This window comes from Shewanella sp. LC6 (assembly GCF_006385735.2).
GTDB classification, from domain to species: Bacteria; Pseudomonadota; Gammaproteobacteria; order Enterobacterales; family Shewanellaceae; genus Shewanella; species Shewanella xiamenensis.
This window is the reverse complement of record NZ_CP043902.1, coordinates 1,828,103-1,843,319: the sequence shown is the minus strand read 5'-3', so window position 1 is coordinate 1,843,319 and position 15,217 is coordinate 1,828,103. Positions and strand designations below refer to the sequence as shown.

General features: G+C 49.0%; 12 protein-coding genes and 1 other annotated feature (1 of these 13 only partly in view). All 12 genes read left to right on the top strand.

The genetic code is table 11. The features are described 5' to 3' along the window. Positions 1-55 (top strand) — a sequence feature (Trp leader region); it begins 51 nt to the left of the window's first position. Between the two features lie 52 nt (positions 56-107). The 12 genes from FJD32_RS08360 to FJD32_RS08305 all read left to right on the top strand — a co-directional run bounded on the left by FJD32_RS08360 (position 108) and on the right by FJD32_RS08305 (position 15,129). Then, on the top strand, positions 108-1,799 hold the full coding sequence (locus FJD32_RS08360) for an anthranilate synthase component 1 (RefSeq protein ID WP_140907274.1): 1,692 nt from the start codon (positions 108-110) through the stop codon (positions 1,797-1,799). Between the two features lie 10 nt (positions 1,800-1,809). Then, entirely contained in the window at positions 1,810-2,418 is a 609-nt protein-coding gene (locus FJD32_RS08355) for an aminodeoxychorismate/anthranilate synthase component II (protein ID WP_037420014.1), read from the top strand. Next, the gene (trpD, locus tag FJD32_RS08350) at positions 2,418-3,461 is read left to right on the top strand and encodes an anthranilate phosphoribosyltransferase (RefSeq protein ID WP_069455224.1); all 1,044 of its coding nucleotides are present in this window, start codon (positions 2,418-2,420) and stop codon (positions 3,459-3,461) included. Before FJD32_RS08355 ends, trpD begins: the two co-directional genes overlap by 1 nt. Before the next feature lie 77 nt (positions 3,462-3,538). Beyond that, complete coding sequence (gene trpCF, locus FJD32_RS08345; protein WP_231640426.1) at positions 3,539-4,948, top strand: bifunctional indole-3-glycerol-phosphate synthase TrpC/phosphoribosylanthranilate isomerase TrpF; 1,410 nt, start codon at positions 3,539-3,541, stop codon at positions 4,946-4,948. A gap of 108 nt (positions 4,949-5,056) precedes the next feature. Beyond that, positions 5,057-6,247 carry a tryptophan synthase subunit beta gene (gene trpB / locus FJD32_RS08340; protein WP_037428614.1) on the top strand — a complete coding sequence of 397 codons (1,191 nt, stop codon included), beginning with the start codon at positions 5,057-5,059 and terminating at the stop codon, positions 6,245-6,247. A 5-nt stretch (positions 6,248-6,252) separates the two neighbouring features. Then, positions 6,253-7,089, top strand: a complete 837-nt coding sequence (gene trpA, locus FJD32_RS08335) for a tryptophan synthase subunit alpha (RefSeq protein WP_055648772.1) — start codon at positions 6,253-6,255, stop codon at positions 7,087-7,089. 226 nt (positions 7,090-7,315) lie between these two features. Further along, positions 7,316-7,741 (top strand): hypothetical protein, encoded by a 426-nt coding sequence (locus FJD32_RS08330; protein WP_037420023.1) that lies wholly within the window; start codon positions 7,316-7,318, stop codon positions 7,739-7,741. 193 nt (positions 7,742-7,934) lie between these two features. Then, positions 7,935-8,219, top strand: coding sequence for a DUF2798 domain-containing protein (locus tag FJD32_RS08325; protein ID WP_037428620.1), 285 nt, complete (start codon positions 7,935-7,937; stop codon positions 8,217-8,219). A gap of 577 nt (positions 8,220-8,796) precedes the next feature. After that, on the top strand, positions 8,797-10,293 hold the full coding sequence (locus FJD32_RS08320; RefSeq protein ID WP_140907273.1) for a lysine N(6)-hydroxylase/L-ornithine N(5)-oxygenase family protein: 1,497 nt from the start codon (positions 8,797-8,799) through the stop codon (positions 10,291-10,293). Beyond that, the gene (locus FJD32_RS08315; protein WP_050991358.1) at positions 10,293-10,934 is read left to right on the top strand and encodes a GNAT family N-acetyltransferase; all 642 of its coding nucleotides are present in this window, start codon (positions 10,293-10,295) and stop codon (positions 10,932-10,934) included. Before FJD32_RS08320 ends, FJD32_RS08315 begins: the two co-directional genes overlap by 1 nt. A 4-nt stretch (positions 10,935-10,938) precedes the next feature. After that, on the top strand, positions 10,939-12,831 hold the full coding sequence (locus FJD32_RS08310; RefSeq protein WP_140907272.1) for an IucA/IucC family siderophore biosynthesis protein: 1,893 nt from the start codon (positions 10,939-10,941) through the stop codon (positions 12,829-12,831). An 84-nt stretch (positions 12,832-12,915) separates the two neighbouring features. Further along, positions 12,916-15,129, top strand: coding sequence for a TonB-dependent siderophore receptor (locus FJD32_RS08305; protein ID WP_181159845.1), 2,214 nt, complete (start codon positions 12,916-12,918; stop codon positions 15,127-15,129). The last annotated feature ends 88 nt before the right edge of the window (positions 15,130-15,217 follow it).

The following is a 15,217-nucleotide window of genomic DNA, read 5'->3' as shown; positions in this document are numbered from 1 at the left end:
CTCATTTGAAAGTAACAGAATCAACAAAAGCCCGCAGAAATGCGGGCTTTTTTGTTGGTGTGAAAAATGTCTGCAACGCGGTAAATGGATAAAAGCGAGATAACAGCATGGCCTTAAAGACATTTAATCAGGAAATCCAAGTCGATGGTGCGAATTTAACCTCGTCTCAACAGACATTCGCACGTTCACATACGCTCAAGGCAACGCTGGCATACCATAGCGACCCACTGCGTCTATACCAGCACATCACCCAAGATGCGCCCCATACCATGTTGTTAGAATCGGCAGAAATCGACAGCAAGGAAAATCTTAAGAGCATGGTGATGACCCATGCGGCGCTGATGATCCGCTGCGACGGCTATCGTTTACGCTTTAGCGCACTGAGTGACAATGGAGCCAGTTTACTCGCCCCCATCGAGCAATTTTTTACTGCTCGTTCAAGCCAAACTCAATGCCAACACGATGGTCACAACTTAGTGGTCACGCTGCAAAAGAACACTGAGCTTAAGGATGAAGATGCGCGCTTAAAATCCACCTCGCCACTCGATGGTTTGCGCTTGTTTGTAAAGCATATCGACTGTGGTCAGACACCGGCATTCGAAGACTTATTTTTAGGTGGCGTTCTCTCCTACGATTTGATTGATACAGTGGAGCCACTGCCTAAAGCACCAAATGGTGCAAATGATTGCCCTGATTATTTATTTTATCTTGCCGAAACCTTAATTCTTATTGATCACAAGCAAAAACAAGCCGAAATCATCACCCATAACTTTAGTGAAGGTTCTGCAAAACAGGTTGAGGTGACCCAAGCCTTAGCCAAACGAGCTAGCCACATTAGCGCTGACTGCCAAACCTTAGCCAATGATATAGAACCTGCGCCCGCGCTGGTTGGGATAACAGCGACTGAGCAAGTCAATATCAGTGATGAGGCCTTTAAACAAACCGTTATCGATTTAAAAGAACACATTATTGCTGGCGATATCTTCCAAGTGGTGCCTTCACGCAGCTTTAGCCTGCCCTGCCCCAATACCTTGGGAGCTTACCGCGCGCTGCGATTAACCAACCCCAGCCCGTATATGTTTTATTTCAGAGGACATGACTTTACCCTGTTTGGTGCCTCGCCAGAGAGCGCGCTGAAGTTTGATTCCAGCAATAATCAGGTCGAGGTTTATCCCATCGCAGGTACCCGTAAGCGCGGCAAAACCGCCACTGGCGAGATTGATTTCGACCTCGATAGCCGCATCGAACTCGAACTGCGTTTAGATAAAAAAGAGCTCTCCGAGCACTTAATGTTGGTCGATTTAGCCCGTAACGATATCGCCCGTATCAGCCAAAGCGGCAGCCGCAAAGTGGCCGAGTTACTTAAAGTCGACCGTTATTCCCACGTGATGCATTTAGTCAGCCGCGTCACAGGTCAACTACGCCAAGACTTAGATGCACTCCACGCCTACCAAGCCTGTATGAATATGGGCACTCTGGTTGGCGCCCCGAAAGTGCGCGCCTCGCAACTCGTACGTCAGGCGGAAAAGACCCGCCGAGGCAGCTATGGTGGCGCAGTGGGTTACCTCAATGCCCTTGGGGATATGGACACATGTATCGTTATCCGCTCCGCCTTTGTGAAAAACGGTGTAGCCCATATCCAAGCGGGTGCTGGCGTGGTGTTTGATTCCGATCCCCAGAGTGAAGCCGATGAAACGCGCCAAAAGGCGCAGGCGGTGATTTCTGCCATCAAGATGGGCGCAGGCTTGGATGATAGCCATCAAGCAACTGCGACCACTTCGACTGAACAACCAAGATAAGGAGCCTAAGATGAAACTCTATTTACTCGATAACTTCGACTCCTTTACCTACAACTTAGTCGACCAGTTTAGAAGCCTTGGCTGTGAAGTGGTGATCTACCGTAACGATGTTGCCGCCGACTATATTGCCGACAAGCTGTTGGCGGAAACCGAGCCTAGCGCCTTAGTCTTATCGCCAGGCCCAGGTGCGCCCCATGAAGCGGGCTCCATGATGGCGCTAATAGACAAAGTCGCGGGCAAAGTGCCTATGCTTGGGATCTGTCTAGGTCATCAAGCCATGGTGGAATATTACGGCGGTAAAGTGGAGCGCGCGCCTTTTGTCGTGCACGGTAAAGCCAGTCCCACCTTCCATAATGGTGAAGGCGTGTTTGCTAACTTACCTTCGCCCTTACCTGTCGCCCGCTACCACAGTTTAGTAGCCACAAAAGTACCTGATTGTCTTGATGTTATTGCCACCACAGAAGATATGCCTATGGCGATTTTGCATGCCGAGCACAGGGCAGTCGGTTTTCAGTTTCATCCCGAATCCATCTTAACCACCTTGGGCAGCACATTGTTAACCCAAACCTTAAGCTTTTTGACTCAAGACATCGCCCACAATACCGCAGGAGCGCAATAATGAATGCAACATCGATTCAGCCCCTGCTCGATATTTTGTTTCAGGGCAAGGCATTAACACGCGAGCAAACCGCCAGCCTCTTTAGCACCCTTATCCAAGGTGAAATGAATGAAACCGTGATGGCGGGCATGTTAATGGCGCTTAAAATTCGCGGTGAAACCATTGCCGAAATCAGTGGCGCCGCCGATGCGATGCGCGCAGCCGCTAAGCCTTTCCCCTATCCAGCTTCAAGCCGTAGCCAAGGGATTATCGATATCGTCGGTACCGGCGGCGATGGTTTTAATACCATTAATATTTCCACCACTGCCGCCTTTGTCGCCGCAGCTGCTGGCGCCAAGGTTGCAAAACACGGTAATCGTTCCGTCTCGAGCAAATCGGGCTCGTCAGATTTACTCGCCCAATTTGGCATCGATTTAACTATGTCACCCGAGCTGGCGGGCCGCTGCCTCGAATCACTCAATCTGTGCTTCCTGTTTGCGCCCCACTACCATGGCGGTGTCAAACATGCAGTGCCTGTGCGCCAAGCCCTGAAAACTCGCACCTTATTCAATGTGTTAGGGCCATTGATTAACCCAGCGCGCCCAGAATTTATGTTGCTTGGGGTATATAGCCCAGAGCTAGTGACGCCTATCGCCCGCGTACTGCAAGCCCTTGGCACGCAAAGAGCCATGGTGGTACATGGCAGTGGTTTAGATGAAGTAGCGCTCCATGGCAGCACACAGGTCGCCGAACTCAAAGACGGTGAGATTATTGAATATCAATTAACACCGGCGGATTTTGGTGTGCCTCAAGCCCACATTACTGAGCTTGAAGGGGGCGAGCCTGCACAGAACGCCCAAATCACGCAATCGATTTTGCAAGGACAAGGCAGCGATGCCCACACCCATGCGGTTGCCATCAATGCGGGTTGTGCCTTATATCTGTGTGGCCTATCGGACTCAGTCAAAGCTGGCACCGCCCTTGCGCTCAATACCATAAAAAGCGGCAAAGCCTTTGAATTACTGAATCAACTCGCTAAAGTCAGCAGCGAAGCACAGGAATAATGACCATGGCACAGGTTCAACAACCCGACGCGCATCGCTCGGAAGATAATCAAGCATCGCAGGATGTAAGGGGTAGCATGCAAACCAGTACCGCAAAAGCCAACGTTTTAACCCGTATCGTCGATACTAAGGCCGCCCATATCGCCGCCCTTAAGTTGCGTTTTCCTGAAGACAGCTTAACCCCAAAAATCTCGGACCGTAGTCTATTTGCCGCCTTAAAAGCCCCGAAGGCGGGTTATATTTTAGAGTGCAAAAAAGCCAGTCCATCCAAAGGCTTAATCCGTAGAGACTTTGATGTCGAAGCCATCGCCTCGATTTATGCCAAGTATGCTGCGGGGATTTCGGTCTTAACCGATGAGCAATTTTTCCAAGGGGACATGGGCTATATCCCGAAAGTGCGGGCCAAAGTGAGCCAACCGATTCTGTGTAAAGACTTTTTTGTTGATGAATATCAAATCAAGTTGGCCGCACATCAGGGCGCCGATGCGATTCTACTGATGCTTTCTGTGCTCGATGATAAGCGATATCAGCAACTTGCCAGCGAAGCGGCCAAGTATCAACTCGATGTATTGACCGAAGTCAGTAATGAGGAAGAACTAAGACGAGCCATCGCCTTAAATGCACCAATTATTGGCATAAATAACCGTAACTTGCGAGATTTAAGTACCGATTTAGCCACCACAGAAGCCCTTGCGCCACACATCGGCAGCGATCGCGTGGTGATCAGCGAATCGGGCATTTACACTAACGATCAAGTACGCCGCTTAAGTCCATTGGTCGATGGCTTCTTGGTCGGTAGCTCGATTATGGCCGAAGAAGACATTGATTTAGCCTGTCGTAAATTGATCTTCGGTCACAATAAAGTCTGCGGTCTCACCCGACTTGAGGATATTCAAGCAGCAGCCACTGCGGGCGCAGTTTATGCTGGACTCATTTTTGCTGAAAAATCACCACGAGCACTCACAAAAGATGCCGCCAAACAGTTAGTCGAGCAATACCGTGCCGCCAACTTGCCCGCCATTGAGTTTGTTGGCGTATGTGTGAATAGCACGCCTGAGTTCATGGTGAGTATCGCCCAAGAATGTGGCTTAGCCGCGCTGCAACTGCACGGCAGCGAAACTGAGTTGGAAATTGCCGAGCTAAGCCAATTGCTGCAACAGGCCGGACTGAACACCCAAATTTGGAAGGCGATCAGTGTCGATGCTCAAAGCTGCGAACTTGCTGCTATGCCAAGAGGGGTGCAGCGTTATCTCTTCGATAGCAAGAATGACGCAGGTTTTGGTGGCACGGGGCAAGTCTTTGATTGGCAACTCCCCATTGCCCATAAAGCCGAGGCCATGCTCGCGGGTGGCCTCAATGCGGACAATGCTGCCCGTGCCAATGCTCAAGGGTTTTACGGTTTAGATTTTAACTCTGGCCTCGAAACCGCCCCTGGCATTAAGTCGGCAGAGAAGATCCAAGCGGCATTTAGTCAATTACGACTCTAGACCCACTTTTATAAAAAACTGTGCAAAGCACAGGCTAGCAAGAATTGAAACTCGATGGCGTTAACCTAAACCGCCATCGAAACAAATAAATAGGATAAGGAACAAGGTATGTCACAGTTAAAGCTTAACCCTTATTTCGGCGAATACGGTGGTATGTATGTACCGCAGATTTTAGTCCCCGCCCTCAAGCAACTTGAGGGTGCTTTTGTCGACGCACAAACCGATGAGTCCTTCCAAGCCGAGTTTACCGACTTACTGAAAAACTACGCGGGTCGCCCCACAGCGCTCACCTTAACCCGCAATTTAAGCCCCAATCCCATGGTTAAAATCTACCTCAAGCGGGAAGATTTACTCCACGGCGGCGCCCATAAAACCAACCAGGTATTAGGCCAAGCGTTACTGGCTAAGCGTATGGGTAAAAAAGAAATCATTGCCGAAACGGGTGCAGGCCAACACGGTGTTGCCACCGCCCTTGCCTGTGCACTGCTGGGATTAAAATGCAAAGTGTATATGGGCGCGAAAGACGTTGCCCGCCAATCACCTAACGTATTTAGAATGCGGCTGATGGGCGCCGAGGTTATCCCTGTAACCTCTGGTTCTGCCACCTTAAAAGACGCCTGTAACGAGGCGATGCGCGACTGGTCTGGTAGCTACGAAAAAGCCCACTATCTGCTCGGCACAGCTGCTGGACCACATCCGTTCCCGACCATAGTGCGTGAATTCCAACGTATTATTGGTGAAGAAACCAAAAAACAAATACTTGAGCGCGAAGGTCGCCTGCCCGATGCGGTCATCGCCTGTGTCGGCGGCGGCTCCAATGCTATCGGGATGTTTGCCGACTTTATTGATGAAGCCAATGTTGAGCTGATTGGCGTCGAGCCTGCGGGTAAAGGTATTGATACCCATATGCACGGCGCGCCGCTAAAACATGGTAAAACCGGGATTTTCTTTGGTATGAAAGCCCCATTGATGCAGGACAACGAAGGCCAAATCGAAGAGTCTTACTCGATTTCAGCAGGATTAGACTTTCCCTCGGTCGGCCCACAGCATGCCCATTTGAACGCCATCGGCCGTGCCCGCTATGAATCGGCCACCGATGATGAAGCCCTAGAAGCCTTCCAATTACTGGCTCGCAGCGAAGGGATTATTCCGGCGCTCGAATCGGCCCACGCCCTAGCCTATGCAATGCGTCTGGCGAAAGAGTGCACCAAAGAGACCATTTTGGTTGTCAACCTCTCAGGCCGAGGCGATAAGGATATTTTCACTGTGTCAGACATTTTAAACGGTAAAGAGGAATAACTAAGATGAGCAGCATTTCAAACCAAACTATCCCTCATCAAGCTGGCCGTTATCACGCCGCTTTTAGCCGTTTAAAAGCCGAAGGCCGCGGCGCCTTTGTGCCCTTTGTTACTTTGGGTGATCCTAGTCCTGAGCTGTCACTGAAAATTATCGACACCTTAGTGCAAAACGGTGCCGATGCGCTGGAGTTAGGCTTTCCCTTCTCTGATCCGCTCGCCGATGGCCCCGTGATCCAAGGCGCAAATCTCAGAGCCTTAGCCGCGGGTACAACACCAACAGCCTGCTTTGAATTGCTGGCCAAGATCCGCGCTAAATACCCTGAACTTCCAATTGGGTTATTGCTGTATGCGAACCTCGTATTCGCCAATGGCATAGATGCTTTTTATGCCAAAGCGCAGCAAGCGGGCGTGGATTCAGTGTTAATTGCCGATGTGCCAGTTGAAGAAGCCGCACCATTTATTCAAGCGGCCAAAGCCCATGGCATTGCGCCAATTTTTATTGCGCCGCCCAATGCCGACAGTGACACCCTTGCGAAGGTCAGCCAAAGTGGTGAAGGCTATACCTATCTATTGTCCCGCGCTGGCGTAACAGGTACAGACACTAAGGCAGGTACGCCCGTTGAAGAAATTTTAGCTAAGCTGCAAGCATTTAATGCGCCGCCACCGCTATTAGGCTTTGGGATTGCAGAGCCTGCTCAAGTGAGCGCCGCCATTCAAGCAGGCGCCGCGGGTGCAATTTCTGGCTCGGCCGTGGTGAAAATTATCGAAACCTATCAACAGGATGAAGTGAAACTGCTCGCAGCATTAGGCGATTTTACCCGCGCGATGAAAGCGGCAACCTAATCTATTCATCTGAATAACATCCCGATTTAGGGCCAAATCAGCAGAGTTGGCCCTTTTTTATATATTCCCCATAGCAGTAACAACCATGGCTAGCACAGAATCAACAGCATCTTAAAACTGTCAAACCCAAGGCTTATATTAGGATCTATGTCTCATGCGTTTACGAGATAAATGTTAATATAGCGCAAATAATATCGACGCTTTTGTTATGGTAAATGGACTTTATATGCAGTATCGGATCTATATTCTCGACGTCACACCTTGGGGCTGTGGTTTTCAAGGTGAAGTCGCTGCCCAATGGGATAATGGCGCTCCAGTGTGGTTTTACTATCAAGGCAATGATCAACAAGCTAAGCAACGTTTCCCCGTCAATCAATGGGTGACGGTTGAACTGTTTGGCCGTTTAGCCAAGGCAAATTTGCAAACCGACATTATTGAACATCGCCAAAGTCTGCAATTCCCCAAACATAATTGTCACTTTGAGGCCTCGGGACAAATTGTTGAAATCACCCAAACGCCTGATGATACTGTGTATTTACTGCAATCAAGTTTCACCCTACCCTTTGATAATGAACTCGGTACCTCACCAATTTCTCGCGGTCATTGGGTCAATGTTACTGGGGAATTATGGGCAACCAATTGGCAAGCCTAGGCGATAAAACGATTAGTTCTGATTATTCACCCAACGCAAAACGACCAGTATCGGTCTGTATCACCATAGCTTTTGCCGTGTTTTGCTCCTAAAATGGCGAACGGATTGCGCTTTGGGTTTACATAAATACATGTAAATCTTAAGCACTAATCAGCAAGCTCTTTCGCCTAAGTCACACTCTGTTGAGGTTTCCATGTCCAGCTTACACTCTGTACCAACAAATAAAAGCCGCACTATTTTTGGTACACCAAAGTTACCCGCAAAATACGCCACAGTTGTGATGCCATTTTTTCTTTCTATTTTAATGAGTTGCATCGTTTCTGGGATCAGTACTTTTAATGGTGTCGGCGCATCAGCACAATTTGTTGAGCTCTGGTTGAGCGCATGGTTTATCTCTTGGGTGGTGGCATTCCCGACTCTGCTGATGGTATTGCCCCTAGTGCGTAAACTTACCGCCGCTTTTGTGCAATTACCTTAGGCCTTTGCTTCTCCCTCTGCTTTTGACTCCACAAAAAGCCATTTTTAAGATGGCTTTTACGTTTGCTTATCCAATCTTTTATAGCTGACTAGCAGTGTTAATTGACGAACTAATTCGGATTTACAGTCGATTTACACTCAGCAGTTATTCACACTTTCGTTGCCTCCTCAAAAGCCACTAAAAGCAATTAGTGGCAAAATCTCACCAACCAAAAAACAACTTAATCAACTGTTTTTAAATAAATATTATTTTTGGTGATACATTTAGACACCTCTTAGACCTTCCTTCTTCCCCATTGATCAACTCACCGACAAACCGTATTTCAGCCTTTTATTTAACAGTCAAAAGTACGACTCATCCGACAGGTACAAATGAGAATGATTTGCATTTGTAATTTTTATGATGCTAATTTATTCCTCGTTGCACTGAGCGAGTAATAGCAAAACAAGCGGTAAAGCTCCTGTTCGGCAGCACAAAAGAATGATTCATAAAGCAACATTAGAGAGGTCCACTCATCTACTCATCCATCAGTCGATGGTGGCTGCAACCGTTTTAATAGGGATTCAAGGAGGCGTAAGTGACTACCCCAAAAAAGGAAACTGATCGTACGATTTACGATCTACTCGGCATTGGCATAGGCCCATTTAATCTAGGACTGGCGGCTCTGTGTGAACCTCTTAATAACTTCAGCTGTTTATTTTTAGATGCTAAAACCGAGTTTGATTGGCACCCGGGTATGCTGATCAACTCCTCTCGATTACAAACACCTTTTATGTCCGATTTGGTCACTATGGCCGATCCGACAAGTCGTTTTAGTTATCTTAACTTTGCCAAACAAACAGGCCGACTCTATTCCTTTTATATCCGCGAAAACTTCTTTCTCCCAAGGAACGAATATAATCAATATTGTCAATGGGTTAGCAATCAACTATCCAATCTGAGATTCAGTTTTAAGGTCACACAATTAGATTACAACGCCGGTGAAGGCATCTACCATGTTACGGGAGTAGATAGACGCAGTGGTAAACCCCACACTTATCTCTGCCGCAAACTGGTATTAGGTACTGGCACGACTCCCTATCTACCCGATAATTGCCCAATTCAAGACCCGCGTGTGATGCACAGCGCCAGCTATATCCGGCAAAAAGCCTACTTGCAAAGCCAAAGTGCTATCACAGTGATTGGCAGTGGCCAAAGTGCTGCGGAAATCTTTTACGATCTTCTGCAAGATATTGATACCTATGGTTATCAATTAAATTGGATGACCCGCTCGCCACGCTTTTATCCGCTGGAATACACCAAACTCACCCTAGAAATGACCTCGCCAGATTATGTGGATTATTTCCACGAACTGTCGCCGGAAAAACGCCATCACTTAATCGCAGAGCAAAAGTCCCTCTACAAGGGGATCAATGCCGAGCTAATCAACGATATTTATGACCTGCTTTACCAAAAGCGTTTAGTCAGCGATATCCAATGCCAGCTGCTGACTAACGTGGCACTGACAGCAATCGATACCTCGGGCGACAAGCTGACACTCAAGTTCAACCACCTCGAGCAAGAATATGCCTTCGAGCAACTGACAGGTGCCGTCGTCTTAGGCACTGGCTATCAATATCGTTTACCCGATTTTATTCAAGGGATTAAATCACAAATCGAATTTGATGATCGTGGCCAACTCGCCATCCAGCGTGACTATGGCATCGATGTCAGAGGCGATATTTTTATCCAAAATGCGGGCCTACATACCCATGGCATTAGCTCACCCGATTTGGGGATGGGCTGCTATCGCAATGCTATCATTCTGCAAGCGGTTTTAGGTTACGCGCCCTATCCGATTGAAACGCGGATCGCCTTCCAAACCTTTGACCCCAACAACATCAACGACGCGAAAAACCAACCCGTCGAAAGCAACACTCACTCAGCGGTTACGTCTTCTAAGTCTTGTCAGGAGTTAAATCCGTCAGCCAAGCCCACGCAACAACCCAGTAATGAGCCACAAACCGTGCTACGGATAAGCCCTTCTGGTGGCAGTGCCTCGGCCTTAATGGCACCGAATAAGGAGGCACTGTAATGGCCAGCCAATGGAGCCAACGCTGTTTAGATTTGCTCTCAAAACAGATTGTAATCAATGAGTTTGTGCTTAAACCACTGAACCTTGAGCAAGACATTGCCATGCTGCAATCATGGCTTAACCAAGACTATGCCAAGTTTTGGGGCATGCAGGGGATGAGTCTTGATGCACTTGCTCAAGCGATGGCGCCAAGCGAGCACAAGCTCTCGCTGATCGGTGAATGGCAAACCAAACCGCTGTTTATGGTGGAGTTATACGATCCCTCCCATGACGAAATTGGCCTGCACTATCAGGTTAAGCCGCTCGATTGCGGTATGCATTTAATCCTTGCGCCGATTGAAGGCAAACCCGTTCATGGCTTATCCCGCCAAGTGATGGAGGCTATCGCCCAACTTGTCCTTGAAACCCTCGCGTTTACGCGACTGGTAGTCGAGCCAGATCAGCAAAATCACAAAATTCACCGCTTAAATTGCCAGATTGGGATCCGCTACCAAAAAGCCATCCAACTCAGTACCAAAGCTGCGTTTTTAGGTTTTTGCAGTGCCCAAAGCCGCCAGACGGCAACTCAAGCCGCCCCCCAATTGCCGAGTAAAAATCGTCCTGTTACCCAGTCACTTTTAACCTTATCACTTTGTAGGTGAACCGATGAACTTAGCCACTAACGCCTTATTACTCAAACGATGCGCCCAAACCGAGTTGCCGAATATCGAGGCCTTACCCTCTTACGCCCATGTGCCCGTCCATTTAACGCCCCAACATTGGCAGGCAGCCAATCGCCATTTAGTGAAAAAAATCCTCTGTGAGTTTACCCATGAGAAGCTCATCACCCCACAGATTTACGCCCAAGGCGCAAAGGTAAATCACTATGAGCTCAGGTTAAATGACTGCACGTATTACTTTAGCGCGCGCCATTATCAGCTCGACCACCTTGATATCGCGACAGATTCTATTCGAGTCAGCAGCGCGGGCCAAGACAAGCCACTCGATGCCATGAGTTTGATTATCAAACTGAAAGATGCCTTAGGTATGAGTGAAACCCTGCTGCCCACTTACCTTGAGGAAATCACCAGTACCCTCTACAGCAAGGCCTACAAGTTGGCCCATCAAGCTATCCCCGCCGCAACACTCGCCAACGCCGATTATCAAACGATTGAGGCGGGCATGACCGAGGGGCATCCAGTGTTTATCGCCAACAATGGCCGCATTGGTTTTGATATGCAGGACTATTACCAATTTGCTCCCGAGAGTGCCAGCGCGCTTCGGCTAGTGTGGATTGCGGTGCGTAAGGACAAAACCACCTTCTCCGCCCTCGAAGGATTAGACCATGATAGCTTGTTAAAACAGGAGCTTGGCGAACAGTTCACCGAGTTTCAACAACACTTGAGCGCACTGGGGCAAGCGGCCGATAGCTTTTATTTTATGCCCGTTCATCCTTGGCAGTGGCGTGAAAAAATTGCCCGCACCTTTGCCGGCGAAATCGCCCGCGGCGACATTATTTATCTCGGCGAAAGCCAAGATTGCTATCAAGTTCAACAATCGATCCGCACCTTCTTTAACTTAACTGCGCCGCAAAAATGCTACGTCAAAACCGCGCTTTCTATCTTAAATATGGGCTTTATGCGCGGGCTTTCGCCGCTGTATATGAGCTGCACCCCGCAGATCAACGCTTGGGTAGCCAACCTTATCGAAAGCGACAGCTATTTTGCCGAGCAAGGTTTTGTGATCCTCAAAGAAATCGCCGCGATTGGTTATCACCACAGGTATTACGAAGAGGCACTCACCCAAGATAGCGCCTATAAGAAAATGCTGTCGGCGCTATGGCGTGAGAGCCCACTACCGCATATTGAGCCACAGCAAACCCTGATGACCATGGCAGCGCTATTACACATAGATCATCAAGAACAGGCTCTTATTACTGCGCTAATTGAGCACTCAGGCTTAAGCGCCAAGGAGTGGGTCAAGCGCTATCTCAACCTCTACTTATCACCGCTATTGCACGCCTTCTTTGCCTACGATCTGGTGTTTATGCCCCATGGCGAGAACCTGATTTTAGTGCACGATGCTGGCATCCCAGTCAAAATATTGATGAAGGATATCGGCGAAGAAGTCGCAGTACTGAACGGCAGCGAGCCACTGCCGCAAGAAGTGCAGCGCCTTGCGGTCGAGCTTGAGGAAGAGATGAAGCTCAACTATATCTTGCTCGATATTTTTGACTGTATTTTCCGTTACTTAGCCCCCATTTTGGATAAGCAAACCGCGGTGAGCGAAGCGCTATTTTGGGAGTTGGTGGCAGACAATGTACGCGACTATCAAGCGCAGCATCCGCACTTGGCGGACAAATTTGCACAATACGATCTCTTTAAAGACAGCTTCGTCCGCACTTGCCTGAACCGCATTCAGCTCAATAACAACCAGCAGATGATTGACCTTGCCGACCGAGAAAAAAATCTGCGGTTTGCGGGCGGAATAGAGAATCCGCTGGCGGCCTTTAGGCAAAGCCATGCCTTTGGCTCAGCAAATATGAAGCTAAAACCCTAAAGCATTTTTAACCTTGAGTGGGCCTGCGCCCACCCTGGGCACTCATCTGTGCCCAAAAACAACCTAATCAATCAAACCGCCAAAATGGAATTTAAGATCATTATTATGAAAACCTTCGCCCTCAACCGACTCGCTGCTCACTGCCAACTCGCCATCACACGCCCAGAGCTTATCCTCTGCTCAGCCATACTCAGCATGCCCTATGCTTATGCAGATACTAGCGATACCCAGAAAAAATCCACCAAAGACATTGAAATCATTAATGTCGTTGGTGCTAAGGATCTCCACGATAAGCGCTACAAAACCCCAGCGATGAACACGGCAACAGGCCTAGATTTGTCTTATTTAGAGACGCCGCAATCCGTCACCTCGGTCACTCGCCAAATGATGCAAGATCAGCAGTTAAACAGTGTGATTGAAGCCATGACCAGCGTTGCCGGTATCAATGCCCGGCCGATGGATAACGACAGATACAGCATCAGCTCGCGGGGGATTGCGGTCACCAGCATTCTGTACGATGGCGTGCCAACCACCTATGACACCCGTTTTAACTACGGCGATAACCTTATCGATACCGCCATCTACGAGCGGGTGGAGATTGTCCGTGGCGCCACAGGGTTAATGACAGGTGCGGGTAATCCCTCGGCCGCGATTAACCTTATTCGTAAACGCCCGACACAAGAATTTATGGGCAGCACCTCAGTGAGTGTCGGCTCATGGAACAATCTGCGTGGCATGGTCGATTTATCCAGCGGCTTAAACGACAGTGGCAGTATTCGTGGCCGTGTTGTCGCCGCCTATCAGGATAAAGAATCCTTCCAAGACAGATACCAGCAGCAACGCACCACCCTCTATGGCATTGTTGAAACCGATATTAGCGACAGCACACTGCTGACCTTAGGCATGGATTATCAAGACACCACGCCCGAAGGCACTATGTCCGGCGGGCTGCCGCTGTTCCACAGTGATGGCAGCCGAACAAATTACGATCGCGCCACTTCCACCGCCCCCGATTGGGCCTCGGCGCATACCCAAGGGCTTAATACCTTCGCCAGCCTTGAACATCGTTTTGATAACGGTTGGGAGCTAAAAGGCACCTACAGTTATGGCGATAACTCACTGGAATATAATGTGCTGTGGGCTACAGGCTATCCCGATCCGGTAACAAACATAGGCGCAACCGCAGGCTCAATCGCCTATGTCGATGGTAGTCGTACCCAACATAACCTCGACTTACGGGCGCAGGGAATGTTCACCCTGTTTGGCCAAGAGCACCAGCTCACCTTTGGTTGGACGGGTCAGCGCCAAGAGTTTGCCAACCCTTACTATTATCCTACGGCCGCCGTGCCGCCCTTGGGTGATTTTCGCGATCCCAACTTCCAGTATCCAAAACCTCAGTGGAAGGAGACTCACACCACGGGATCCTTCGGTGAAACCGAGCAAAGCGCCGCCTATGTGGCCACGCAACTCAATCTGACCGATGCCTTGGCATTGCTTGCGGGGCTACGCCTTAACCAGTGGCAAACCGACCAAGATAACTTTGGCAGCAAGTATGATTTTAAGGTCGACAATGAGCTCACCACCTATTTTGGCCTGACCTACGCACTGAGCGAGCAATACTCCCTCTACGCCAGTTATACGGATATTTTCGCGCCGCAAACCTTGCAGCGCATCGATGCAAGCTACATCGACCCCGTCAAAGGCAAAAACTACGAGGCGGGTATTAAGGCCAGCTTGATGGATGAAAGCTTAGATATGTCGTTGTCGGTATTTGAAATTCGCCAAGACAATGTTGGTGAACGCACCGGCGATGTGTTGCCAGGCACCACTATCCCAGTGTATCGAGAGGTTAACGGCACTAAAACTCAAGGCTTTGAGTTTGAATCCACAGGTAAAATCACCGATGACTGGAATATCTACTTCGGTTACACCCAGTTCAGTACCGATGATCCTAAGGGCAATCGCATCAACACCACCTCCCCTCGCCAGCAGCTAAAACTCTTTACCACTTATACCTTTAGCGGCGATTGGAACAAGTTGCAGCTTGGCGCTGGGGTCAATTGGCAAAGCCGAGTCTATCAAACCGTGAACTCGCCCTTAGGCAGAGTCGAGGTTGAGCAAGACTCCTACGCGTTAGCCAGCTTAATGGCAAGTTATGCCTTTACCGAGCAGCTAAAACTAAGCGCCAATGTGCACAACGCCTTAGATAAAACCTATTACAGCCAAGTGGGGCAATATAGCCAGTTCCAATACGGCGCCCCACGCAGCATGAGCGTGAATGTAGATTATCGCTTCTAACGGAATATCGATAACTAGCTGTTAATCAATGAAAGCTGCGGTGAGTTTAGCGTTCACCGCAGTTTAATCAATTCAAGCCAAAGGAGTG